Origin of the sequence: Halochromatium roseum (genome assembly GCF_016653315.1) — a bacterium.
In the GTDB taxonomy this organism is placed as follows: Bacteria; Pseudomonadota; Gammaproteobacteria; order Chromatiales; family Chromatiaceae; genus Lamprobacter; species Lamprobacter roseus.
The window spans coordinates 46,710-69,722 of sequence record NZ_NHSH01000064.1 but is presented as its reverse complement, the minus strand read 5'-3'; the positions used below and the strand labels follow the sequence as shown (position 1 = coordinate 69,722).

Here is a 23,013-nt window from a genome sequence, read left to right as displayed (position 1 = left end):
GAGATCGGCTTGAGTCGGCCCTGTGTCATGTTATTTAAAGCGGCCGGCAGAGCACCCGCGCGCGGCATGAATGCCCCTTGCGTGCCGACTTGGGCTAGTATGCCGCTCGCGGTCGTCTGGATCGCGCTAATCTTTATCACTGCGAGCCCGTGAAGACCGCTAGCATTGCCTACCGCGTTGCCGATTTCTTGCGCCGCCATCCGCCGTTTCAGTATCTCGATGAGTCGGAACTGCTCGAGCTGGTTGCGGGCGGCCGCGTGCTCTTCCATGAGGATGGCGAGCTGGTGTTCGAGCGCGGCCAGAAGCGCCGGCCCTACGTCTATGTGATCCAGCAGGGCGTGGTGCGCTTGGTCGACTACGACGAGAGTGGTGCCAAAGAGGTCTTACGCGACGTGCGCGGTGAGGGCGACCTGCTCGGCGTTGGTCGCTATCTCGGCATCGTCGAGCATACCTACACCGCGCGCACTGAGACTGAGGTCATCCTCTATGCCTTGCCGGCGGCGCCGCTCTGGGAGCAGATCAAGCGGCATCCGCGCGCCAGCCATTACCTGGCTGCCTATTTCACGGTCGCGATCGCGCCGCCGGGGCTCGAGGGCGATTCGACCCGCTCCGATGAGCTTCGTCTGGGCCGACGACCCGTCGACTGGATGGCGAAACGCGTCCATGAACCGCCCTCCGCGGTAACCTGCGGACTCGAGACGCCAGTGCGTGCCGTCGCCGCGAGCTTGGCGGATCAGCCGCCTGGAGCGGCGGCAGTGGTGATTGATGCCGAAGGCATGGCGCGGGGGCTGGTCTCGACACGTGTACTCAGTGACCGGGTGGCGAGCGGTGAGTTGCCGCTCGACGCCCCCGCGATGCAGTTGATGGCCCCCGTTGCCGACACCTTGCGCATCGGCTTGCCCGCCGGCGACTATCTAACACGGATGCTCGAGCTTCAGGTCGAGCATCTGGTGCTGACCGATGATGGCTCGCCGCAGGGCAAGGTGTGCTCAGTGCTGGCCAGGCGTGATCTGACGCGGATCGAGGCCGCGGCACCCCTCGCCATTGTCGAGGACATGGCGCGCGCGGGTGGCATCTACGAGCTGTCTCGCCTGCTGGTTCAGGGACAGACCTTTATCGCTGGTGGTCTGACCGACGCTGAGTCCCTGCGCTGGCTTGCGCCGATGGCGACCGCGCTCTATGCCGCGGTACTGCGTCGGGTGGTGGTGCTAGTAGAGGGAGCCTTGCTCGCCGAGGGTCATGCGATACCCGATCTCAAACACTGTTGGGTGTTCTTTGGCTCGGCCGGCCGCGGCGAGCTGACGACCCTCTACGACCTCGATCACGGACTCATCTACGACGAGCCCGAGCCCAACCAGCGCCGCGCGGCACGCAGCTATTTCCTCGAGCTTGGACGCCGGGTCAGCTCGGCCTTGGCCGCCTGTGGCTTCGTCAGCACCGCTAAAGGCATCGTCTCCGGCCATCCAAGCGCTTGCCGTTCGATCAACGAGTGGGAGATCGGCTTCAGCCACTGGATTCAGGATCCGATCGAGAGCTGTGTCTATCGGGCGACCTCGTTCTTTGATCTGCGCCCAGTGCATGGCGATTGCAGCCTCGTGAACCGTCTGCAGCAACACATTCATCGCGAAAAGGACCACAGCACGGGGTTCGTGTCCCTGCTGGTGGCGGATTCCATGGCCAACTTGCCACCCTTGACCTTCTTCCGCGGCTTGGTCATCGACGACAATGGCCGCTATACCGAAACCCTGGATCTCCAGCGGGCTACCTTGCAGCCGGTGGTTGATCTTGCGCGTGCCCTGGCGCTTGATGCCGGGATCGATCATCCGGTCGGTACGCTTGAACGCTTGCAGGCGTTGACGCCAGATGATAACGATGCCGTCCTATTGGTCAACGAGACCATCGCTGCCTTCCGCAATGCGCTGTTTTATCGCACCCGCGCGGGCCTCGCTGGGCATTGTGATGGCAGTCAGGTCGAGCCTTCAACCTTGACGCGACTCGAGCAGAATCTGCTCAAATCCGGCTTTCGAACCGTGTTGCAGTTAATGGAGTACATGGGCAAGCGTTATGGCGCCACGCGACGCCGATGAACGGGCCTTTGATGAGCGATCAGCGACAGATGAGCGATCAGAGGAGCGATCAGACGCCGCTCGACCGCGCGCTCGCCGACTATCGGGCTGCCTTCGCGCCGACCTGGAGCGACACTGACCGACTCGAGCAGGTGCGCTTCTGCGTGCTTGACTGCGAGACGACTGGGCTTGATCCGAGGCGGCATCGGATTGTCAGCATTGGCGCGATCGCGATCACCGAGGGGGAGGTGGATCTCAGCGATCGCCTCGAGATCTTGTTGCGGGTGCGTTTCAACACCGCGGCGACCTTGGTGCATGGCATTACGCGCGCCGAGACAGAGCATGCACTGGAGGAATCCGATGCGCTCTCAGCCCTGTTGGGCTATCTCGGTGATGGGGTCATTGTTGGCCATCACATCAACCATGATCTGGCCATGATCGAAGCTGCGCTGGCGCGCCATAGCGATGACCGACTGCTGAATCGGCACCTGGATACGGGCCAGCTGATGTTGGCCTTGCTGGACGATGGGGCCTTTGGCGCTGAGCCGGGGCTCGATGATCTCTCGCTCGACGGACTCTGCCGATTCTTCGGGATCGTACCGCACGACCGCCATACGGCGCCCGGTGATGCCTTCCTCACCGCGTTGGTCTTGCTCAGGTTGCTGCGGGTGGCTGCGCGCAGTGGGCGAGAAACCCTCGCAGAACTGTTGCGTCAGCCAGCATCAAATTGTTAGCCAGTGCTTGCATACTTTCGAAAACGGCCAATGGTTGATTGCCGCAACTTGAGTGAAATATATAGAACATGTGCATACTTCGGCCGTAGGGCCGAGGTTATACAGAACTTAGGAGTTGCGGAACGTCGTAAAAAATTGACAACAAGAATCGATAATCAGTATCTAATGTCGGTTAATGAGCGAAAACAGAATCACGGGGTCTGGATGCTCACGACGGTCGTGCTGTCAATGTGATGGCTTGTTCGAGTGTGGGACTTGTGCGAGCCATTGAGTCTGTAGATCAGACGTTCGTTCAAGCAAAAGGATTGGCCGCACAAGTCCGATATCGTCAGCTAGCGCTTAGCACTATTGCGTCGTTTGGCAAGCCCAAGACCTGCTAGGCCGAGCCCGAATAGCGCCAGGACTGAAGGTTCCGGCACAGGGTTGTCGATCGAGACGCCGGCGATCGTAGCGCCATCAAAGGCCATTCCCGAATCGTAGTCAGCATCATTCCAATTGGTGACGCCAAAGTTGAGGTAGTAGTCGCCGGCAGTTGGAATGGTGTATGTGGCCTGAATCCAGCCTGTATAGCCGCATCCTGTGCTCCAGCAAGTATCGGAGTGGTCTCCAAGCGGTGACCAGGTCGGTGCACCGCCTACGATGGGCGTACTCGTCGGGTTCAGGGTCGCAGTTGGAGTCGGCATGCTGATTCCAGGTACCGTATTTCCACCAGTAGTTGTGCGAGCTGTAAAGAGCAATGACACTGGGTCCATGAGGTCGTCGAGTAGCTGAGCCCAAGCGTAATCTGCAAAGCCCGCGCCGTCGGATGTCACGTAGTTGAAGTAAAACTCCAATGCATCGCCCGCATCGGCACTGAAGAGTGGCGAAATGATGGAGGAGCCGTTTTCTGGATCTCCGTCTCCGCCAACACCGGGTAGGTTACCTACGCCAGTGAGCCCTCCGTTGGTTGTGACGTAGCCATATTGGGTGTTGCCAGTAGGCGACAGCGTCACATCGCCATCCGCACCCAAGACGCCGAAGGCGCCGGTTCCTGTCCAACCGGTAATATCAAGGGCGTTACTGTTGGTTGCGAACGTTAGGCCGCCGATCGCCGCAAGCAAAGCAAGGCTAGAAACGCGTTTCGAAAACATAGAGTCATCCTCGTGAGGTTTGGAAATTCAGTTGATGTTGAGCCCACACACAAAGGTTTGCGCCGAAAGCTGCAACCTAATAAATCGAGCGGGCGTCACCGTGTATCCCGACAAGAGTACTAAAGCATTGTTTATGCCAATATTTAACTTATTGTTTTATCTTGTTTTTAGTTCCAAAAGAAATTTTTGTGTAAAAAAAATTGACAGATTGGGCAGCTTGGAAGATCAGGAAAACAAGAGCAGCCGCGGGAAACTTGGCGATATCAGTGAAACTGATCCGTTTCAGAATTTACAACTTATTGATTTTAAAGATTTATCTTCAGAAGAGATTTCGTGTAAAAAAAACTGACAGGTTGGGGGCTGGGAGGATGTTGGAAACAAGAGCAGACGGGGTAAAACTTGAAGTTATCAGTGGGACTGATTCCTTTCAGGGTTTTAAGCTATTGTTTTTAAAGGTATATCTTCAGAATTGATTTTTGTGTAAAAAACTGACAGTTTGAGTAGCTTGGAGCATGATGAAAACGAGAGCAGTCGGGGTAAGACTTGGCGGTATCTGTGAAATGGAGCCGCTTTCAACCTACAAAGAGTCATCGCGTTTGGCGCTGTTGTTCCAGGTATCTGACCGAGTTGACCATATATTCGACCGCAGCCTCGATTTGCCGGTCGGTCAGGCGTTCATTGCCGCCTCGCGGTGGCATCTTATAGTTGCCATCCTCGCCCTTGATGCCGTGGATCGGGCTCTTGAAAAGGGTCTGCACGCCCTTGGCGATGCGCGGCTCCCAGTTCGGATAATCGGTCACGGCCGGGGCGCCAGCAGCGCCCATCAGATGGCAGGCGCGGCAGGTGCCCATCCACACTGAGCGGCCTTCAGCCAACACCGGGTCGGCAAAACGAGGCATCTCGAAGCCGGCGGCGGGCTCAGTAGAGCCAGGACCACAGCCTTGAGCGAAGGCAGCTGTCAGGATGAGGAGAACGGAAAGGGTCAGTCGCATCGGGCTCGCAGTGGTCATTCAGTGCTGGCTCTGGGCAATGCAGGCGCGCCGCGTCGCGTGCAAGACTTGCGGCAGGCGGCAGGCTGGTCGGTTGATCTATGACGGCTAGGATGCCACAAGGGGTATCACTGGGGGTAACGTCAAGTCGACGTCGTCCATCCAGCCTGACCGGAGATACCTGATGCCGACCATCCGTGCGCGTCGTCCGCATGACGACAGTCCTTTAGTGCCATCCCTGTCCCTAGCTCGAGTTTGGTTAGCCCTCGTGCTGTCGATGGGCCTTGTTGCCTGTGGCGCCGAGCTTGGCGCTGAAACCGAGACCCCGAGTGAGTCGGTCGCGGAAGCGGCCGCTGATTCGCCGATGGAACATGCGGCGAAACACCTCGACCCGAAATATGTCTGCCCGATGCATCCGCGGATCATCCGCGATGAGGAGGGCAGCTGCCCGATCTGCGGCATGGATCTGGTCAAGAAGATGATGGACCCGATGACCGGTAAGTATCCGGAGGTGGCCTTGACGCCGGCGGTGGTGCAGACGCTGGGGGTTCGCACCGCAGCGGTCGAGCGTGGCACGCTCTGGAAGTACATCGAGACGCTGGGTCGCATTGCCTACGACGAGACGCGGCTGGCGCATGTGCATCCGCGTGCGCCGGGCTGGATCGAGTCGCTGAGCCTGCGTGCGGAGGGTGAGCCGGTGCGGGCGGGGCAGGAGCTTGCTGAGCTCTATGCACCGGCGATCCTGAACGCGCAGGTGGATTTCTTGCTGGCGCAGGATCGTAATGCCGCGGATCGGCGCCGGGTCAGTGAGGACAAGGCGCGCAATATCTTGCGGCTGTTGGATGTGCCGGATGATGTGATCACGGCGATCCAGCGCGATGGCGAGGCGCGCAATCGGGTGCCGATCCGGGCGCCGATCGATGGCATTGTCACCCAGATGATGGCTCGCGATGGGATGTATGTGACCGAGTCGAGCGAGATGTTCACCATCGCGGATCTAAGCCAGGTCTGGGTGATGGTCGATATCTATGAATCTCAGATCGATTGGCTTGAGGAAGGACTCACGGCCGAGATGAAGGTGCCGGCGCGACCTGGGCGGACCTGGGAGGGTGAGGTCGATTATCTCTATCCGGAGCTGGACTCGGTGTCGCGAACGCTGCGTGTGCGGCTGGTGTTTGAGAATCCGGATCTGGCGCTGAAGCCGAACATGTTTGCCAATGTGGTGATCTATGGCGGACCGAAGCGCGAGGTGCTGAAGATCCCGGCCGAGGCGCTGATCGTGACCGGGGAGCGGGAGGCGGTGGTCAGGGTGCTCGGGGATGGGCGTTTTCAGCCGGTGGATGTGGTCACTGGGATGCAGCGGGCTGGGGAGGTCGAGATCCTGTCGGGGCTGGAGGAGGGCGATGAGATCGTCCTTTCTGGACAGTTCTTGATCGATTCGGAGTCGAACCTGCAGGCGAGCTTTCAGCGGATGTCGGGTGTCGGTGGATCTGGGGCAAGTGACGAGGACGGTGCTAGCAATACGGGTGGCGGAATGGCCGAGGGAGGGTCGCATGCGCACCATTGATGCTGTTGAGACGGGTGTTGTTTCTGGACGCTTTGGTTTCCGTTTAGCACTGGCGTTGCTGTCAATGCAGGGGGAGCAGGGCCTTGATCTTGGCGGTCTGGGCGGCCGGGTAGCGCCCGGCGGGGGACGCCGTGAATCCGTCCTTGGAGGCTTGAGCGCAGCATCCTTGCTGCGCACACCCCCGCCGGGCGCTACCCGGCCGCCCCTTGTCGGCGTTGGTGCTGGTTTGGCGCTGGGCGGCGTTGTGCTCGATGGTGGCGCTGGCATTCGGCTTAAGCGGTCATTTCAGGCCCTGGAGGCTGTGCTGTGAAGTCCGTCATCCTTTGGTCGATTCGCAATCGTTTTCTGGTGCTGCTGGTAGCGGTGATGCTGACCGGTTGGGGCATCCTGGCGGTGAAGCAGACGCCGCTGGATGCGATTCCGGACCTCTCCGATGTGCAGGTGATTATCAAGACCCGCTTTCCGGGGCAGGCGCCGCGGGTGGTCGAGGAGCAGGTGACCTATCCGATCACGACGACGATGCTGTCGGTGCCGGGTGCGAAGGTGGTGCGCGGCTTCAGCTTCTTTGGTGATTCCTTCGTCTATGTGATCTTCGAGGATGGCACGGATCTGTATTGGGCGCGGGCGCGGGTGCTGGAGTATCTGAATCAGGCGGCGGCGGCCTTGCCGGAGGGGGTCGAGCCGCGGATTGGGCCGGATGCGACCGGGGTTGGCTGGGTCTATAGCTATGCGCTGGTGGATCGCACCGGGCAGCATGACCTGGCCGAGCTGACCAGTCTGCAGAATTGGTTCTTGAAGTTCGAGCTGCAGTCGGTGCCGGGTGTCTCGGAGGTGGCGACGGTCGGTGGCATGGTGCGCCAGTATCAGATCGTCGTTGATCCTTCGAAGCTGCGTGCCTATGGCATTCCGCTGCAGCGGGTGATGGCGGCGGTGCAGGGCGCGAATCGCGAGGTCGGCGGCTCGGTGCTGGAGTTGGCCGAGGCCGAGTATATGGTGCGCACGCGCGGCTATCTGACCTCGCTCGAGGATATCGAGCTGATCGCCGTGCAGTCCACACCGGAGGGCACGCCGGTGCTACTGCGCGATATCGCGCGGGTGCAGATCGGCCCGGAGATGCGCCGAGTGGTGGCAGATCTGGACGGCGAGGGCGAGATCACCGGCGGCATCATCGTGATGCGCTCGGGCGAGAACGCGCTGGCGACGATCGAGGCGGTGAAGGCGCGGTTGGATGAGTTGCGCGCGGGGCTGCCCAAGGGGGTCGAGATCGTCGAGACCTATGATCGCTCGGAGCTGATTCTGGGGGCGGTCGACAATCTGCAGACCAAGCTGATCGAGGAACTGATCGTCGTTGCGCTGGTTTGTATGGCCTTCTTGCTGCATCTGCGTTCATCGCTGGTGGTGATCATCAGCCTGCCGCTTGGCATCTTGGTCGCGTTCATCATCATGCAACTGCAGGGCATTAACGCCAACATCATGTCGCTCGGTGGCATCGCGATCGCGATTGGCGCCATGGTGGATGCGGCCATCGTGATGATCGAGAACGCGCACAAGCATCTGGAGCGCTACGAGGCCGAGCATGGCGAGCGTCCGCGCGGTGAGCAACATTGGCAGGTGATCGGCGAGGCGGCGGGCGAGGTCGGTCCGGCGCTGTTCTTCTCGCTGCTGATCATCACGCTGAGCTTTCTGCCGGTGTTTACGCTGCAGGCGCAGGAGGGCAGGCTGTTTGCACCGCTGGCCTTTACCAAGACCTATGCGATGGCGGCGGCGGCCGGGCTGGCGGTGACCCTGGTGCCGGTGCTGATGGGCTATCTGGTGCGCGGACGCATCCCGAATGAGATGCGCAATCCGCTCAACCGGGTGCTCATTTGGCTGTATCGGCCGCTGCTGCGTGCGGTGCTGCGCTGGCCCTACACGACCCTGCTGGCGGCTTTGCTGGTGCTGGTCAGCACCCTGATCCCGCTGTCGCGGCTGGGCTCCGAGTTCATGCCCGATCTCTACGAAGGCGATCTGATGTACATGCCGACGACGCTGCCGGGGCTGTCGATCGGCAAGGCGCAGGAGTTGTTGCAGCAGACCGATCGGCTGATCGCGACGCTGCCCGAGGTCGAGCGGGTGTTCGGCAAGATCGGTCGCGCCGACACCGCGACCGACCCGGCGCCGCTGACCATGATCGAGACCCTGATCCAGCTCAAGCCGGAGTCCGAGTGGCGCGAGGGGATGACGGTCGACAAGCTGATCGAGGAGCTGGATGCGACCGTTGATCTGCCGGGTCTGACCAATGCCTGGGTGATGCCGATCAAGACCCGCATCGACATGCTCGCCACCGGCATCAAGACCCCGGTTGGGGTCAAGATTGCCGGGCCCGATCTGGCCGAGATCGAGCGCATTGGGCAGGCAGTGGAGCGCGCGGTGCTGCAGGTCGAGGGCACCAGCTCGGCGTTCTCGGAGCGGGTCGCCGGTGGTCGTTATGTCGAGATTCGGCCGGATCGATTGGCGGCGGCGCGGGTCGGGCTCAATGTCGACGACATCAACCGGGTCGTCGCTGCCGCGATCGGTGGTATCAACCTGACGCAGACCGTCGAGGGCTTGGAGCGCTATCCGGTCAACCTGCGCTTCCCACGCGAGCAGCGTGACAGCGTGCAGGAATTGCGCGAGCTGCCGATCGTGACTCCAACCGGCGCGCAGATCCCGCTGGCGCAGGTCGCCGAGGTGGTGATCGCCGACGGTGCACCGATGCTCAAGAGCGAGAACGCGCGGCTGAACGGCTGGACCTTCGTCGATATCCGTGGGCGCGATCTCGGCAGTTGGATCGAGGAGGCCAAGCAGGTAGTGAGCGCCGAGGTCGAGCTGCCGCCTGGCTATTCGCTCGCTTGGTCCGGTCAGTATGAGTACATGGAGCGCGCGCGAGAGCGGCTGACCCAGGTCGTGCCAGTCACCTTGGCGATCATCTTCCTGCTGCTCTATCTCGCCTTCCGCAGCAGTGGCGAGGCGTTGCTGGTGATGTTGTCGTTGCCGTTCTCATTGGTCGGTGGCTTCTGGCTGATCGATCTGCTCGGCTACAACCTCTCGGTGGCGGTCGCTGTGGGCTTCATCGCGCTGGCCGGGGTTGCCGCTGAGTTCGGCGTGGTGATGTTGGTGTATCTCGACAATGCGCTGAAGCAGTGGCGCAAGGAGGGCCGGCTGACCAGTGTCGAGGAGCTCAAGGGTGCGATCGAGGAGGGCGCGGTGCTGCGCATCCGGCCCAAGGCGATGACGGTAGCAACCATCTTCGCCGGGCTGCTGCCGATCATGCTGATCGGCGGCATTGGCTCCGAGGTCATGCGCCGCATTGCCGCGCCGATGGTTGGCGGCATGATCACCGCGCCGCTGCTGAGCCTGTTCGTGATCCCGGCGATCTATCTGTTGTGGCGGCAGCGGGGGTTGCGGCGAGGAGAGTAGCTATGCTTTAAAAAGCACCCAGCCGGCGTCAGCCGATCCGTTCGACATCGAAGCCCACCAGCTGCCGCTGCTGTTCGCTGAAGGCGATGCCAATCAGAAAAACCGGCTGCCCGAGCGCGCGGTATTTGTCGGCATAGCCTTTGTCTTTGATCTGCTGCAAGGCGCTGCCTGCAGGCGAGCGTTCGGCAACCTTGAACTCGAATAGCCAAATCTGGTGGTTGAACTTGAGCGTCAGGTCGATGTGCCCGTGGTGGGTGATGTCTTCGGCGATCAGCTCCAGGCCAAGCGCGGCCAGATGGCTGTAGAAGACGCTGGCCCAGTAGCCTTCGTAGTGAGCAATCGGCGTGTTGTCGTGCCAATGATGCGGGATGGCGGCGAACAGGCTGTGCAGGTGCTCACGCAGCGGTTCGGGGTCGCCAGCCTGGAGGATATCGTAGAGCTGCCCGGACAGTCGGCTGGCCTGGCTGGCGTTGCCCATCAATGCCTTGGCCAGCACGTCATTGAGGGCGCTCTGCACTTCCAGGTTGGGATAGGTCAGGCGGTAGCGCGCGCGGGCGCCGATACGTTGCACTTTGGCGAAGGTGAGATAACCGGTCTGCCATAACAGGGCTTCGGTGGCGATATGATCGACATCGAAGCTTGACAGCAGCTCGTCGTCGGCGATGGTCTGGGATAGATCGGGGGTGAAAATTCCGCGCTGCATCAGCAGGTCAATCAGCCCGGTGGGTGAGCCGGTCTCGAACCAGAACGAACGCAGCTCGCGTTTCTGGAACAGCAGCAGCAGGTCGAAGGGGTTGTAGACTGCATCGCCCAGCCAGTTGTAGCCGTTGTACCACTGGCGAATCTCGGTGCGATCCAAATCGTGCAGCTCAGGCGCAAAGACGGTGTCCAGATCAGTCTCGGTATAGCCGCACAACGCCGAGTAAGGCGCATCGACAGTGATGTCGTTTAAATTATTCAGTCCGGAGAACAGGCTTACCCGGCTGAACTTGCTCACTCCGGTGATGAGGACAAAGCGCACATCGCCCTCGCGATCCTTGATCACGGAGTAGAGATTGCGCAACCCGTCGCGCAACTCGCGCGCCAGTTCCGGACGGGTCAGGTTGTCGAGGATGGGCTTATCGTATTCGTCCACCAGCACCACGGCGCGCTGGCCGCTCATTTGACGGGCAAGGCCAATCAGTTCGGCGAGACAGGCTTCCGGCTCTGGCTCGGTGCATTCGACATCCAGCTCGGCGATGTTCAGACGCAACTGCTCGCCAATCTTGGTATCGAGCCGCGCGCGAGAGCGCACCACCCCGCCACCGAAGCTCAGGCGGATAACCGGGTAACGCACCGACCAATCCCAGTCGGGATGAATCGCCAGCCCGCGAAACAGCGGCTCATTGCCTGCGAACAGCTCGCCGATGGTGTCGATCAGCAGAGATTTGCCGAAGCGGCGCGGACGGGAGAGAAAGTAAAAGCTGCCCTCGTCGATCAACCGGGCGATGAAGCCGGTCTTATCGACATAGTAGTAGTCCTCCTCGCGCATCTTGGCGAAGGTCTGTATGCCAATGGGCAGTTTGCGGCGGGGCATGATCGCGGCCATGGGGATGCTGGTGATGGGCTGCGATCATCGAACAACAGCGCGATAAAGTCGACCCTGTTCCCGAGGGAGCAAACGGGGCTCGGCGATCCGTCGGTCTGACAAGACACCCCGCCCGCAGGCGCGAAAGATGCTGGGTTGGGGGCTAGAAGGCAGCAAGAGTAAGGCTTGCAAAGGCGCCGACAGGGTGAGTTAAGGCCCGACCGGACGCGGCTTGATCTTGGGGTCGATGACCATCTTGCGTTTGTTGGGGTTCCAGGATAACGCGCGGTAGCATCCTTGCGCTGCGGCCCGGCTTGAGGGCTTCTGTTGGCCGCAGTAACGGCCTCCAAGTGCCAGCCACAGCCTTTGTTGCTCGACTTTCGCGCCGAACGTCCCACCGGACCAAGCGTTGATATATCCGCTTGGCGTCGAAACGAAGACATCGACTTGAGAGCCACCCGAGCCAGAGAACGCTGAGGCGGCACCGTCGCAGTTGAGGGCCGACTGATCGATCGCATAATCTGGTTGGTCATCCCCGTTGAGATCCGCGCTTAGGATGGCCTGTTTCGGATTGACAAGTTTACCATCGACCCCGCGACACGAGGATTTCAATTCCGAGATTTGCGCCTTAACGGGCGCAGGAAGCTAAGCTGCGATAGCTGATGTGGCGCTTAACGGCAGCAGAACAATGAGCGCAAGACCAATGAATCGAGTCATAGGCGAATTTCCTTAGATTGCGTTTTCAATACAAAGGAACAGGGCACCGTGATGCAGCCAAAGAATTCGCTCTCGGCGCCATAAGCCATGAACCGCCCCGGCTGCGGCAGGGTATCACCGGGGCGGTCATGTCGGCTCAAGCGGCGGATGTTAGCGGAGATTGGGTGCCTCGACGGAGTTTCGGGGGCCGCTGTCCTGTTAACAAGCGCCCTCCCACCAGCGCGAGCAGTCCTGCTCCCAGCAGGAAGATTGAGGCTGGCACGGGGACACTCGTGGGTGGGGGCGCGCTGGGTTGAGGGGAGCGAGCCCCAGTGGTAAGTGAATTGTCGCTTGCCACGAATCCTTCAGGTTGGAGCCATGCACTTGCCCGGCCACTCAGGAGAGATATTTTTAAATCTCCTGCATTGAAGGAAAACAAACTTTGTGGGGTATTAACAATATTTAAAGTACCTTGTTTTAACCAATTGCCGTTGGGAAACTGCTGGACCTGATTCATTACGGAGAATTCCACGTTCTGAGTAATTGTTTGACTGTTATCCAAATCAGTAATAGAAATCGGCAAAATAATCGATTGAGAGTTTACAAATGTTTGATCTGCCGGAGCGACAAACACTAATGCAGGATCACTTCCTGTTCCTGTGGCATAACCAGCATTCCCTATCACGTCGCTACCATCTAAATTAAAAGAAAAATACGATTCGAAAGGGTTAACAGTGACATATTCGACCGTCACCGTCGTGGTTGATTCGAGGTAAAAGTTGATCAGCGTGGCTTGCGCCCCCCCCCCGACAATGAGCGCCATGGCGGCGGCGGTGGATGTTGCCAAACGACGTACTGCCTTCGAGTTCATAGGGAATCTCCTTTGCACATATCGATGAATGTTGGAACTGAACGCGAACTTCAGAGAAAAAGAGGAAACCTTGGTTCCTGTCAGCCGACAGCTTCCCTGGTCGCACGGTGGCTCAAGCAAAAACCGAGCCACTTTTATTTATGTCTTAAAAATAGCACTTATAGAAATAGTGCCATCGCACGGCAGGTTGAAAGTGTAAAAATTTTTCGACTGTTTTCTTGGCGTAAATTCGCTTCCGTGACTTACTGCGGGCTAATGTCTACGATTTTAGTCAATTTTTTGGTTATTTGATTCAATGAGTTAGGGTGCTTTTAGTCGATCTTCGTGGTGTCCAGGCACCTTGGTTTGAGGTGTAAAAAATCCTGACACCTGAAGGCCGGTAAAACGGGGCAAAATGCAGAAAAATTCGCACTGAATGTGTTATGTGACGATATGGTTACGCTCGCAAGATAAACTAAATGTCTAAAAATCGGCAAGTTACTGATTTATCTAACCGCTTTTTGGTTTCTTCTCGCGGTGTTTTGCTACTGTAAAATTTTTCGACACCTTCGGGGCTCCCATCAGGCCGGAAGTAGTTTTTGATTGCTTCAGCCCGGCGCTGTTCTTCTCGCTGCTGATCATCACACTGAGCTTTCTGCCGGTATTTACGCTGCAGGCGCAGGAGGGCCGGCTGACGAGCGTCGAGGAACTCAAGGGCGCGATCGAGGAGGGCGCGGTGCTGCGTATCAGGCCCAAGGCGATGACGGTGGCGACCATCTTTGCGGGCCTGTTGCCGATCATGCTGCTTGGGGGTATTGGCTCCGAGGTCATGCGTCGCATTGCCGCACCGATGGTCGGCGGCATGATCACCGCGCCGCTGCTGAGTCTGTTCGTGATCCCGGCGATCTATCTGTTGTGGCGGCAGCGGGGGCTTAGTAAGGGCTAGAGGGACCACTGCACTCGCGCAGTCATGCCGAAGATCGTTACGGTTCGATGAGTCCCAGTATGCCTCTCATCGCCGACGCGACCTGCTGCATTTGCTGCGAAGAGGCACGGCCAATCTGCGCCCCGAGCCTGTCGCGCCGAACGGCCGTGAGTTTGTCTACCATCACGTAGGAACGGCGCACGGCCTCGCCAGCGGGAAGATCGAAGCGTGCTCGATAAGGTGCCGCCTCTTCATACGTGGTGAACGGACAAGCCAAGATTGAGCCCGGTCGTGCCGCTGCGGTATGCATCCGCCTGCACGACGAGCCAGCGTAGTCTCCCGGCGTCACTGCGAGGACGACATCGCCGCGGCTTACGGTTGCCAAGGTCCATCACGGAGTGTGTCCGCCTCATAGGACTCTACGGCCTTGAGTGTCGAAGCTTCGTCATGGAACGGCTCCGGTGCAACGAGGCTTCGTAAGGCTTCTTCGACCAATCGATCAAAGGGTACGCTGCGGGTCTGCGCAAGTGCGTGGGCCTGTCGGGAAAGGTCGTCGGGGATGTCGGCCTGTACGATCGTCATTTTGGTTCTGGAATTTGGATGATGTGGGATTTGGGTAACAGTATAGGGAATTGGGGACAAGAAGGCCGTTGCCCGCTCTCGATACGGTGTCGGCCAATCGGCTAAACTGCGGCGATGAGTCGTGATCAACGCATCCCCTGGCACGCACTGCTTGGCCAAGCCCTCGCCGATGCGCTCAACGGGCTACCCTACAACGTCAGCACCGAAGAGGAACTGGCCCTGCGCAGCCAGAGGCTCGACGTGCTCATCATCGAGGGATTTGGGTGACAGTATAGGGAACTGAAGTTTCCTGAGATCTTACGCCGCTCGATTCATTGAAGCTCAAGCCACCATGCGTAAGAGCATCTGGACAAAAGGATTTTGCGGGCTTTGGGATGGTCGGGGGCAAAGCGATTGAAAATCCGGATGCAGCGCCGCTTCGCAAGAGCCTGCGCACATCGGAGAAGGCGAAAGCCGATCGGCCGCGGATCTGATGTCGGCGCTGCGGTGTCTGTAGCAGGCGCTCGGCATAGATCCAGGTCAGCGTGGTTGCCATCATGCAGAGGCCGGGTGGTTGCGGGTGATTACTCACCCGCAACCACCCGGCCCTCACCGACACGCGCCTGACCTACATTGGTGCTCGCGAGAGCGATATCTTTGACCCGTTCGTTGAAGCGCCCATCCCCGGGCACGACGCCGATTGGCTGATACGGAGCAAGCATTGTGACCGCGAACTTACCGATGGACGCACGCTTAGCGACGCCCTGGATGCAGCCACAGCTGCTTACCATCATCACCATCGAACTCCCCGCTACCAATTGGGGGGCACACACGGCGACCATTTTCAGCTCAAGGATCAGGTCGTCACTGGGCAAGCACGCTACCAGACCTGTCAGTCTTTGACGGTTGGTCCCAATCTGAATGTCTCAGCAGCTGCTGTGCTGGATCTTGAGGCGGGGCAGCGGATCGTTTTTCAGGCCCCCTTCAGATTGTAGCCAGGTGCTCGGCTCACAGCACGTATTGGTGGGGCCTCACAGCAGCACAGCATCGCGACCGAAGTCAGCCCCGCTAGCAGTGGCACCCTCAGTTGCAGCCCCCGTTCGGTGGTGGATGGTGAACAGAGTACCTGCAGCGTCGCACCCGCTAGCGGCTTCATTATCGCCTCCGTGAACGGCTGCGGTACAGGGACGCTTTCGGGCAAGACCTACAACACTGCCCCGATCACAAACGACTGCACAGTCGCCGCGATGTTTGAGGCCGACAGACGCGGCGACTCAGTTTGCCCGGTGTTCCTGACGATGAGTGGGTTCTGGTCACTGCGACCGGCGGCCTTGACATTGATCCCGATGACAGCGGCGCGGTCGATGCGACCCCAACCATCAACACGGGAACGATCCATGCGGTTGCGCCTGCCGCTGCCTGGCGCGCCGGCGGTATCCGCATTAACGCCCTCACTGATATTGCATGGCGCTACAGCGCTGATTGGGTAGGAAAGGTGAGTCATCTGCCGCGAGACAACGGGCGAGGCCCGCTGGATCACGTTCGGCGTCTCCGTCGTTGGGCGATTGTTGGCCGTTGCGCACGGCGAGCGCGACGGAGCGATGCGTATCATCCGTGCCAGGCCTGCAGCCCGATCTGAAAGACGGCTCGACGAAGATGGCTGATGACAACGACCACGACGAGGGCACCCCGAGTCTTGTCAGAACGCAGCGCGGGTCAGCAGTCATCCTGCGCAGCCAGCGAATTGGGCATCAAGACAGGCTAAGCGCTCATGCCGCTTCGTCGCGCATCACATCAGGGTGTGTCAGCGCGATCTCCATGAGGCGCAGTGCGGCACCTGGCGGGATGTCGCGACCTTGCTCCCAGTCGCGGATGGTCGCCACAGGGGTGCGGATCAGCTCGGCAAACGCCTGTTGCGATAAGCCAAGCTTGATGCGTGCAGAGCGGACCAGGAGTTGCTCGGCTGTCGTGCGACGCCCGACCTGCTCGGCTTGCATCTCCGCCAAGCCCTCGCGCAGCCCCGGGATCTCTTCGCCGGCATCGGCCTCGATGGCGTTGGCGATCCTGTCAATGTTCATTCAATCGCCCTCTTGACAGCGTCAGTCGTGATGTTGTCCTGATCTGATTTGCGATAGAGCGTGATGAGCGTCAGCACGCCTTCTGACGACAGGTTAAAGTAGATGACCCGAACGCCGCCACGCTTGCCTTGGCCGGAGCAAGTCCAGCGCACCTTGCGTGCACCCTCTGCGCCGGGAATGACATCACCGGCAAGCGGATGTTGTGACAGCCACGTGACAAACTCCAATCGCTCATCCTCTGACCAGATATTGTCAGCAAGTCTCTGAAACGTGGGTGTTTCGATCACGGTGAGCATGTGTCTAACGATACGGGAAACCCGTCATGTCGACAACGACTTACGGGAGCCTCGCTGCATCGAACGCAATGACGAGGGCTGCTGCTGGGGTTGGGGAAAGGGATCTGGGTCAACAGCCCTATGTCCCCTAAGCTTGCCTGATCGCCAGTGAAGGCCGTCGCCCGTTCTCGATACACTGCCTGCCAATCGGCTAAACTACCGCGATGAGTCGCGATCAACGCATCCCCTGGCGCGCACTGCTTGGCCAAGCCCTCGCTGATGCCCTTAACGGGCTACCCTACAACGTCAGCACCGAAGAGGAACTGGCCCTGCGCAGCCAGAGGCTCGACGTGCTCATCATCGAGCAGCGCCCAGCGCCGCAAGACATTCAGCGCGTTCGCTCCCCGGAACAGCGCCCCGACGGACTGGAAGAGCTCGTCGCGCATAATCTGCTCAGCTTCAAGGCCAGCGGCGCCGTCTTCGACGCCTGGGCGCTCGAAGAGCTCAACAGCCACTACGTCACCTACCGCAAGCTCGCCTCCATCCGCGCGCTGCGCCCGTTGCCGGCCGCTGATCAAGACCCTGGCACGCCCGTCGTCGAGCCGCGCAGAGCTTACCCGCTGCTACCGGCGGCAGACTTTCGCAGCTACGCCATCGCGACCCACTTTCCACGCAAGCTGATCAAACAACTGCCCGCTGGGAGTTGTCAAAGGAGTCAAACACCGGGCATCTATCGGCTCCAGGCCGGCATGCGTGAAGTACGCCTCGTCGTCATCAACCAGCTCCGCCGGCTGCCGCATAATGCCCCTTGGGGGCTATTCTCCAGTGATGAGCGGCACCGACGCGCGGCGCTTGAACAGTACTGCCCGCGCAGCGAGATCGGTGTTCACCTGCATAATCTACTCGCGCACTATAGGTTCGGAGAGGGCAACATGGCGCACACCACAGAAGATATGAAACGCGAAGCCCGTGAGTGGCTCGTCAAGCACTATCTTGATCAGCTTGATCCCGAGGATCGGCTCAAGGGGCTCGATCCCGAGGATCGACTCAAGGGGCTCGATCCCGAGGAGCGACTCAAGGGGCTTGATCCCGAAGAGCGACTCAAGGGGCTTGATCCCGAAGAGCGACTCAAGGGGCTCGATCCCGAGGAGCGACTCAAGGGGCTTGATCCAGCCTTCATCGAAGCCTGGCTAGCTAAGCAGCGCAAGGATCATTAAAGAGCCATCTTGACGCCGGAAAAGTGATGCAGATGCGTCAAATGGATTACACCAGGCTCAGGTGCCTTGAATGCGATCGTAGTAGCGCGCCCGATAGAGCAGTCTTGGTGTGTCCCCATCGCTGAAGCCGGTGCGGGTATGCAGCACATTGTTGCTGATCAGTCCCCAGCCGGATTCCAGACGGCCTTGCAAATGCCAGTCCGTGTCGCGCTCGAGTGTGGCTTTCAGGTAGGCCACGGCCTCTTGCGTCAGCGGGTCGTCGCGCCAGCTGATATTGCGCGCTCGATGGGTGTAGCGCATGTGCAACTGGCCGTCAGGGCGGATCGAGAACACCGGCCCGGTTCGATCCGGGCGCACCTGCTCGCCGTCGACATAGCTCGCTGGGATGGTCATGCAGTCGGGGTGCATCAGGGCGCGGATGTACTCGGGTGATTGATCGCGCACCAGGATGTAGACGATCTCGTGATCGAGCAGATCGTTGGTGCCGCCCTGCTCGGCGGGGTGGACGCAGTGCAGCAGCAGGCTGTCGATGCGCTGCTCGGGCGCGTTGTAGTAGCCGTCGGTGTGCCAGGCGATGGGGCGGTTGGAATAGGGGATATAGTCGCGATGCCGGGCGTCGGTTTGTACCGTCAGTGAGGTGATGGCGTCCTCATCGGCGCCGCGGTTGTGGTCGAGCCGCTGCAGCCCGAACGCTGCACCAAGTTGGGTGGGGATCGCCTTGTCGGGATCATCGCCGGTCTTGCCGATGTAGATGGCCATGTTGGCGCGCTGGCAGCGCTCGAGGATGGCTGACTGCTCAGCTGGCTTGAGCTGGCGCGGGTCGTTGATCTCGACCACGAGATCCTCAAGCCGAGTGGGTGCTTCGGCGAGCTTGCGCTCGCGCCAGCGCTGATAGGCGCGCTCGGCAGCGAGATCGAATGGCGATGGGGGCATGGGTGATCCTTCCGGTCAGCGAGTCAGTGATGCCTATTCTCTCACGGTCAGCAGGGTTTTGGCTGAGGTTGCCTGGGGTGTAGCCTCGACATGGTGTCGCGTGATGTTGTGACGTGGCAAGAAGAGGCTCGCGAGATCTCTTTTCTCGTGTCGTCTACGCGACATGGCCCCTCTGATTGACATGATGCGGAGGACGCACCCGTTGCCTGGCTAGATGCTGAGCTGGCTCGGGTATAGACTCGACTTGTCAATCCTCACGAACCCTCTTGGCTCAGTCCAGTTGCGAATGCTTGAACCCAATCCGACGCTACGGCCCCGACCCTTTATCCGACAACTCGACATCATTGGGATGCGACGATTGTTGGCCGCAGTCGTTACAAGCTCGGCGCTGCTCCCGGTGGCGCCGCCGCTGATGGCTGAGCAGGATGCCGGTGCCAGCTACAACCTGCTCTTGAAGGCCTCGCTGAGCGATGACTGGTTCCTTATCTCGCGCTCAAACCTAGCCTCGCGGAACAATTTTGAGGACAACTTCCTCGCCTATACGGGGCTCGGGATCGGCTATCAGCTGACCCCGAGCTTCAGCCTGCGGCTCGGTTATCGGCGTGCCTGGTTTCGCTTCACTGACGACTGGCAGCCCGAGAATCGGGGCTATCTGGAGGGCTATTTCGCCGAGCGCCTCGGTGGTTTTCGCCTGACCAATCGCGCCCGAATCGAGCTGCGACGCTTCGATTGGCGCAGCGACGATGTACGGCTGCGCAACGAGATCACCCTGGAGGCACCTTGGGAGCTGACGCCGCTGCGGCTGACGCCCTATCTGGAAGAGGAGCTCTTCTACAGCACGCGAAACGAGTGGATCGAGGCCAATTGGCTCGGCGGAGGGCTCGCCTGGCGTCCGGCGAAAGGCGTCAAGCTCAAGCTGGGTTATCGTTGGAACCGGTTCCGCTCGGGCGACGACTGGTCCAACCGCAATATCTTGGTCACCGGCATCAATGTCTTCTTTTAAGCGATGCGCATGCGATCGGCCGCGGTAGCGGATATCGACGCATTGCTCGAGTTGGAGCGGGCGAGCTTCGCTAGTGATCGGCTCAGCCGCAGGCAGTTTCGCTACATGCTCACGCGGGCTCATGCACAAACGCTGGTCGCTGAGGATGACCAGCGTCTGCTCGGCTATGTGCTCGTGTTGTTCAGCCGTGCGACCTCGGTGGCGCGGCTGTACTCGATCGCCGTTGCCGAGCAGGCGCGCGGCCAGGGTGTGGGCCGAGCGCTGGTGGGCGCTGCCGAGCAGGCCGCCTGGGCTGAGGAGCGCGCCTTCATGCGGCTCGAGATCCGACGTGATAACAGGGCCTCGCAGGCGCTGTTCGAAGCCGCTGGCTATCGTCGCTTCGGGGTGCTTTCGGACTACTATGCCGACCACGAGGAGGCGCTGCGCTACGAGAAGCGGCTCTCGCCGGAACGCAAGCCAGTGCTCAAGCGCGTGCCGTTCTATGCGCAGACCCTCGACTTCACCTGCGGGCCCTCGTCGCTGATGATGGCGATGCAGGCGCTGCGACCAGAGATCGAGCTAACGCGCACCCTGGAGCTGCGCATCTGGCGCGAGTCGACCACCATCTTCATGACCTCCGGGCATGGTGGCTGCGGGCCGCTCGGCTTGGCGCTGGCGGCGCAGCGGCGCGGGTTTTCGGTTGAGGTCTTCGTCAATGACCCTGGCGTGCCATTGATCGATTCGGTGCGCAGCCCGGAGAAGAAAGAGGTGATGCGTTTGGTGCATGAGGATATGTGCGCTGAGAGCGAGCGCCGGGGTATCCCCGTGCAGCAGGGCACGCTCGGCATGGAAGACCTACAGGGGCGCTGGGATCGTGGCGCGGTGCCGCTGGTGCTGATCAGCTCGTACCGCATCTATCGCGAGAAATTCCCGCACTGGGTCGTGGTGACGGGGTTCGATGCCCATTTCGTCTATTGCCACGACCCCTATGTTGATCTGGACAACGGAGAGACGACACTGGACTCGATCGATATGCCCATTCGCCGCGAGGACTTCAGCCGCATGGCCCGTTATGGTCGCGTTGGGCTGCAAGCGGTGGTGTTGATCTCAGCATCGCAGGATCAGCCACAAGCGAATGATCCGGCTCTAGGCGGGCTGCGAGCTCATGGCTCGGTGGGCGAGCAGGAAGCCCAGATCTCGGCACAGGACAACATCGCCCATGGCTGAGCATCTGTTGCTGGTCGAGCAACCGGACGATTGGAAGGCCGGTTTTCCCCGCTTGCCCGTGGTGAGCGCGCGCGAATACCTGAGCGGTGGCGAGCTCGCCGCCAAGCGCGGCCTGCGAGTGATCAACCTCTGCCGCAGCTATCGCTACCTCTCGGTGGGCTATTACTGCTCGCTGCTGGCCGAAGCGCGCGGGCAGAAGGTGATCCCGGATGTGCGCACCATCCAGGAGCTGTCCAGCCGTTCGCTCTATAGCCTCTCGACCGAAGAGCTCGATGGCCTGGTGCAGCGTCTGCTCGGCCGGCGTAAGACCTCGGCGCTGGCGCCAACCGCTTACGAGCTGACCCTCTGTTTCGGTCAATGCGACGTCAAAGAATTGCAGCCGCTGGCGCGCGAGATCTTCGAGGTGTTTCGTTGTCCGATCCTGCGCGTCGAGTTCAAGCGCAACGGCACCTGGCGGATCGGTGCCATCAAGGCCCTGCCACTGGCGGCGGTGCCGGCCGAGGGCGAGGCGGCGTTGTTTACCGCGCTGGAAGGCTATCTGTCGCGGCGCTGGCGGCAGCCGCGCGCGCGACTATCCTATCGCTACGATCTCGCGGTACTGCATGATCCAAACGAAGATCTGCCGCCATCGGACGGCAAGGCGCTGCAGTTGCTGATCAAGGCTGGCAAGGCGCTCGGGGTCAATGTCGAGCTGATCCAGCGTAAGGATTACAGCCGACTCGCCGAGTACGACGCGCTCTTCATTCGCGAGACCACGCGCATTGGTCATCACACCTTCCGCTTCGCTAAGAAGGCCGATCGGGAAGGGATGGTGGTGATCGATGATCCGGACTCGATCCTGCGCTGCACCAACAAGGTCTATCTTGCCGAGCTGCTCGCGGCGCATCGGATACCGCGACCCAAGACCCTGGTGCTGCGCCGTGAAACGCTGCTCGAGGCCGAGCAGCAGATCGGCTATCCGGTGGTGCTGAAGATCCCCGAAGGCTCGTTCTCGCGGGGTGTCTTCCGTGCCGAGACGCGCGCCGAGCTGACCCGCATCGCGACCAAGCTGTTCAAGCAATCGGACCTGATCTTGGCGCAGGAATATCTCTACACACCCTTCGATTGGCGCATCGGTGTGCTCGGCCGCCAGCCGTTCTATGCCTGCAAGTATCTGATGAGCCGCGGGCACTGGCAGATCGTCAAGCATGAGCAAGACGGTCGCCACGAGCAGGGTGGCTACGAGACCTTGGCGCTAGAAGTGGTGCCGGCGGCGGTGCTGAAGACCGCGCTCAAGGCCGCCGACCTGATTGGCGATGGGCTCTATGGTGTCGATCTCAAGGAGACGCCAACGGGGCCGGTGGTGATCGAGGTCAACGACAACCCGAGTCTGGATGCCGATGTCGAGGACAAGGTGCTTGGCGATCAGCTCTATACAAGGCTGATTGGCGAGTTTGTCGCCCGTCTTGATCGGCGACGCGGCCAGCGCCCGTAGCAGAGGCGCCGGCCTCGCAGAGGCGCAGGATATCCGGTGCCTGTGCTAGCGCAGCCTAGCTGCTCTGCAACTGCGGTAGCGCGACGGCAAGCAGGCCCGGCGCGGTGGTTGCCGTCAGACCTGGGCTGCCTACTGGAGCATCTTGGTTGTCTTGGTACCCAAGCCCATGCCGATTGCAACATCCGCTTCTGGAACGGGATTAGCTGCACCCGCGCAGCAGCTATGCCTGCATCAATTGCACCGCGCCCGAGTGCGAGGAGCCGGGACATCTTGGGGGAACCTGCGGCGACGCGTTAATATGATG

Annotated in this window: 22 protein-coding genes and 1 pseudogene; 13 read left to right on the top strand and 10 right to left on the bottom strand. The window is 60.4% G+C overall.

Annotated features, from left to right (window positions below):
• The first annotated feature begins 149 nt into the window (after window positions 1–149).
• On the top strand, window positions 150–2,087 hold the full coding sequence (locus CCR96_RS15920) for a DUF294 nucleotidyltransferase-like domain-containing protein (protein WP_201221106.1): 1,938 nt from the start codon (window positions 150–152) through the stop codon (window positions 2,085–2,087).
• A 29-nt stretch (window positions 2,088–2,116) separates the two neighbouring features.
• On the top strand, window positions 2,117–2,800 hold the full coding sequence (locus CCR96_RS15915) for a 3'-5' exonuclease (RefSeq protein WP_201221105.1): 684 nt from the start codon (window positions 2,117–2,119) through the stop codon (window positions 2,798–2,800).
• 332 nt (window positions 2,801–3,132) lie between these two features.
• Here the strand turns inward: CCR96_RS15915 and CCR96_RS15910 are convergent, their stop codons facing one another.
• Window positions 3,133–3,930 (bottom strand): NF038132 family protein, encoded by a 798-nt coding sequence (locus CCR96_RS15910; protein ID WP_201221104.1) that lies wholly within the window; start codon window positions 3,928–3,930, stop codon window positions 3,133–3,135.
• 100 nt (window positions 3,931–4,030) lie between these two features.
• Between CCR96_RS15910 and CCR96_RS15905 the strand changes: the two genes are divergently transcribed.
• Window positions 4,031–4,279 (top strand): hypothetical protein, encoded by a 249-nt coding sequence (locus tag CCR96_RS15905; RefSeq protein ID WP_201221103.1) that lies wholly within the window; start codon window positions 4,031–4,033, stop codon window positions 4,277–4,279.
• Between the two features lie 238 nt (window positions 4,280–4,517).
• On the opposite strand, the gene CCR96_RS15900 is transcribed toward CCR96_RS15905, so the two are convergent.
• Window positions 4,518–4,940 (bottom strand): c-type cytochrome, encoded by a 423-nt coding sequence (locus CCR96_RS15900; RefSeq protein WP_201221102.1) that lies wholly within the window; start codon window positions 4,938–4,940, stop codon window positions 4,518–4,520.
• A 163-nt stretch (window positions 4,941–5,103) separates the two neighbouring features.
• Here CCR96_RS15900 and CCR96_RS15895 point away from each other — a divergent pair, with 163 nt between their 5' ends.
• From CCR96_RS15895 to CCR96_RS15885, 3 genes are read left to right on the top strand one after another with little or no spacing between them, the layout of a single operon-like run.
• A complete protein-coding gene (locus tag CCR96_RS15895; RefSeq protein ID WP_242519131.1) occupies window positions 5,104–6,486 on the top strand; it encodes an efflux RND transporter periplasmic adaptor subunit in 1,383 nt (460 codons plus the stop codon).
• The gene (locus CCR96_RS15890; RefSeq protein ID WP_201221101.1) at window positions 6,473–6,796 is read left to right on the top strand and encodes a hypothetical protein; all 324 of its coding nucleotides are present in this window, start codon (window positions 6,473–6,475) and stop codon (window positions 6,794–6,796) included. Before CCR96_RS15895 ends, CCR96_RS15890 begins: the two co-directional genes overlap by 14 nt.
• Window positions 6,793–9,924 (top strand): CusA/CzcA family heavy metal efflux RND transporter, encoded by a 3,132-nt coding sequence (locus CCR96_RS15885; protein WP_201221100.1) that lies wholly within the window; start codon window positions 6,793–6,795, stop codon window positions 9,922–9,924. Before CCR96_RS15890 ends, CCR96_RS15885 begins: the two co-directional genes overlap by 4 nt.
• Window positions 9,925–9,952: 28 nt before the next feature.
• Here the strand turns inward: CCR96_RS15885 and CCR96_RS15880 are convergent, their stop codons facing one another.
• Entirely contained in the window at window positions 9,953–11,500 is a 1,548-nt protein-coding gene (locus CCR96_RS15880; protein ID WP_201221099.1) for an ATP-binding protein, read from the bottom strand.
• Between the two features lie 844 nt (window positions 11,501–12,344).
• A complete protein-coding gene (locus tag CCR96_RS15875; protein ID WP_201221098.1) occupies window positions 12,345–13,058 on the bottom strand; it encodes a hypothetical protein in 714 nt (237 codons plus the stop codon).
• A gap of 592 nt (window positions 13,059–13,650) precedes the next feature.
• Between CCR96_RS15875 and CCR96_RS15865 the strand changes: the two are divergent.
• Window positions 13,651–13,983, top strand: a pseudogene (locus CCR96_RS15865) (efflux RND transporter permease subunit); the annotation flags it as partial.
• A gap of 37 nt (window positions 13,984–14,020) precedes the next feature.
• Here CCR96_RS15865 and CCR96_RS25620 read toward each other — a convergent pair.
• Window positions 14,021–14,272, bottom strand: a complete 252-nt coding sequence (locus tag CCR96_RS25620) for a type II toxin-antitoxin system PemK/MazF family toxin (RefSeq protein ID WP_201221096.1) — start codon at window positions 14,270–14,272, stop codon at window positions 14,021–14,023.
• A gap of 62 nt (window positions 14,273–14,334) precedes the next feature.
• Window positions 14,335–14,544, bottom strand: coding sequence for a hypothetical protein (locus CCR96_RS15855; RefSeq protein WP_201221095.1), 210 nt, complete (start codon window positions 14,542–14,544; stop codon window positions 14,335–14,337).
• Window positions 14,545–14,658: 114 nt separating this feature from the next.
• Here CCR96_RS15855 and CCR96_RS15850 point away from each other — a divergent pair, with 114 nt between their 5' ends.
• On the top strand, window positions 14,659–14,811 hold the full coding sequence (locus tag CCR96_RS15850) for a hypothetical protein (RefSeq protein WP_201221153.1): 153 nt from the start codon (window positions 14,659–14,661) through the stop codon (window positions 14,809–14,811).
• A gap of 916 nt (window positions 14,812–15,727) precedes the next feature.
• On the opposite strand, the gene CCR96_RS15845 is transcribed toward CCR96_RS15850, so the two are convergent.
• The gene (locus tag CCR96_RS15845; protein WP_201221094.1) at window positions 15,728–16,063 is read right to left on the bottom strand and encodes a hypothetical protein; all 336 of its coding nucleotides are present in this window, start codon (window positions 16,061–16,063) and stop codon (window positions 15,728–15,730) included.
• 25 nt (window positions 16,064–16,088) lie between these two features.
• Here CCR96_RS15845 and CCR96_RS25610 point away from each other — a divergent pair, with 25 nt between their 5' ends.
• Entirely contained in the window at window positions 16,089–16,187 is a 99-nt protein-coding gene (locus CCR96_RS25610) for a BrnT family toxin (RefSeq protein ID WP_420827275.1), read from the top strand.
• A 105-nt stretch (window positions 16,188–16,292) separates the two neighbouring features.
• Here the strand turns inward: CCR96_RS25610 and CCR96_RS15835 are convergent, their stop codons facing one another.
• On the bottom strand, window positions 16,293–16,601 hold the full coding sequence (locus CCR96_RS15835; RefSeq protein ID WP_201221093.1) for a helix-turn-helix domain-containing protein: 309 nt from the start codon (window positions 16,599–16,601) through the stop codon (window positions 16,293–16,295).
• Window positions 16,598–16,897, bottom strand: a complete 300-nt coding sequence (locus CCR96_RS15830) for a DNA-binding protein (protein ID WP_201221092.1) — start codon at window positions 16,895–16,897, stop codon at window positions 16,598–16,600. The genes CCR96_RS15835 and CCR96_RS15830 overlap by 4 nt, the downstream gene beginning before the upstream one ends.
• A 203-nt stretch (window positions 16,898–17,100) precedes the next feature.
• On the opposite strand from CCR96_RS15830, the gene CCR96_RS15825 reads away from it, so the two are divergent.
• Window positions 17,101–18,093, top strand: coding sequence for a hypothetical protein (locus CCR96_RS15825; protein WP_201221091.1), 993 nt, complete (start codon window positions 17,101–17,103; stop codon window positions 18,091–18,093).
• A gap of 57 nt (window positions 18,094–18,150) precedes the next feature.
• On the opposite strand, the gene CCR96_RS15820 is transcribed toward CCR96_RS15825, so the two are convergent.
• Window positions 18,151–19,026 (bottom strand): TauD/TfdA family dioxygenase, encoded by an 876-nt coding sequence (locus CCR96_RS15820; protein WP_201221090.1) that lies wholly within the window; start codon window positions 19,024–19,026, stop codon window positions 18,151–18,153.
• 286 nt (window positions 19,027–19,312) lie between these two features.
• On the opposite strand from CCR96_RS15820, the gene CCR96_RS15815 reads away from it, so the two are divergent.
• Genes CCR96_RS15815 through CCR96_RS15805 form a run of 3 tightly spaced genes read left to right on the top strand, consistent with a single transcriptional unit; the run spans window position 19,313 to window position 22,709 of the window.
• Entirely contained in the window at window positions 19,313–20,029 is a 717-nt protein-coding gene (locus CCR96_RS15815; protein WP_201221089.1) for a DUF2490 domain-containing protein, read from the top strand.
• Window positions 20,030–20,038: 9 nt separating this feature from the next.
• Window positions 20,039–21,235 (top strand): peptidase C39 family protein, encoded by a 1,197-nt coding sequence (locus CCR96_RS15810; RefSeq protein ID WP_242519130.1) that lies wholly within the window; start codon window positions 20,039–20,041, stop codon window positions 21,233–21,235.
• Window positions 21,228–22,709 carry a RimK family protein gene (locus CCR96_RS15805; protein WP_201221087.1) on the top strand — a complete coding sequence of 494 codons (1,482 nt, stop codon included), beginning with the start codon at window positions 21,228–21,230 and terminating at the stop codon, window positions 22,707–22,709. The genes CCR96_RS15810 and CCR96_RS15805 overlap by 8 nt, the downstream gene beginning before the upstream one ends.
• Window positions 22,710–23,013 lie beyond the last annotated feature (304 nt).

Bases quoted from the DNA above. Each gene is read 5' to 3' on its own strand.
- CCR96_RS15855 (WP_201221095.1), bottom strand. From the start codon at position 14,544: ATGACGATCGTACAGGCCGACATCCCCGACGACCTTTCCCGACAGGCC.
- CCR96_RS15915 (WP_201221105.1), top strand. From the start codon at position 2,117: ATGAGCGATCAGAGGAGCGATCAGACGCCGCTCGACCGCGCGCTCGCC.
- CCR96_RS15815 (WP_201221089.1), top strand. From the start codon at position 19,313: ATGCTTGAACCCAATCCGACGCTACGGCCCCGACCCTTTATCCGACAA.
- CCR96_RS15910 (WP_201221104.1), bottom strand. From the start codon at position 3,930: ATGTTTTCGAAACGCGTTTCTAGCCTTGCTTTGCTTGCGGCGATCGGC.
- CCR96_RS15890 (WP_201221101.1), top strand. From the start codon at position 6,473: ATGCGCACCATTGATGCTGTTGAGACGGGTGTTGTTTCTGGACGCTTT.
- CCR96_RS15875 (WP_201221098.1), bottom strand. From the start codon at position 13,058: ATGAACTCGAAGGCAGTACGTCGTTTGGCAACATCCACCGCCGCCGCC.
- CCR96_RS15835 (WP_201221093.1), bottom strand. From the start codon at position 16,601: ATGAACATTGACAGGATCGCCAACGCCATCGAGGCCGATGCCGGCGAA.
- CCR96_RS15825 (WP_201221091.1), top strand. From the start codon at position 17,101: ATGAGTCGCGATCAACGCATCCCCTGGCGCGCACTGCTTGGCCAAGCC.
- CCR96_RS15900 (WP_201221102.1), bottom strand. From the start codon at position 4,940: ATGACCACTGCGAGCCCGATGCGACTGACCCTTTCCGTTCTCCTCATC.
- CCR96_RS15830 (WP_201221092.1), bottom strand. From the start codon at position 16,897: ATGCTCACCGTGATCGAAACACCCACGTTTCAGAGACTTGCTGACAAT.
- CCR96_RS15850 (WP_201221153.1), top strand. From the start codon at position 14,659: ATGAGTCGTGATCAACGCATCCCCTGGCACGCACTGCTTGGCCAAGCC.
- CCR96_RS15895 (WP_242519131.1), top strand. From the start codon at position 5,104: ATGCCGACCATCCGTGCGCGTCGTCCGCATGACGACAGTCCTTTAGTG.
- CCR96_RS25620 (WP_201221096.1), bottom strand. From the start codon at position 14,272: ATGCATACCGCAGCGGCACGACCGGGCTCAATCTTGGCTTGTCCGTTC.
- CCR96_RS15880 (WP_201221099.1), bottom strand. From the start codon at position 11,500: ATGCCCCGCCGCAAACTGCCCATTGGCATACAGACCTTCGCCAAGATG.
- CCR96_RS15805 (WP_201221087.1), top strand. From the start codon at position 21,228: ATGGCTGAGCATCTGTTGCTGGTCGAGCAACCGGACGATTGGAAGGCC.
- CCR96_RS15820 (WP_201221090.1), bottom strand. From the start codon at position 19,026: ATGCCCCCATCGCCATTCGATCTCGCTGCCGAGCGCGCCTATCAGCGC.
- CCR96_RS15810 (WP_242519130.1), top strand. From the start codon at position 20,039: ATGCGATCGGCCGCGGTAGCGGATATCGACGCATTGCTCGAGTTGGAG.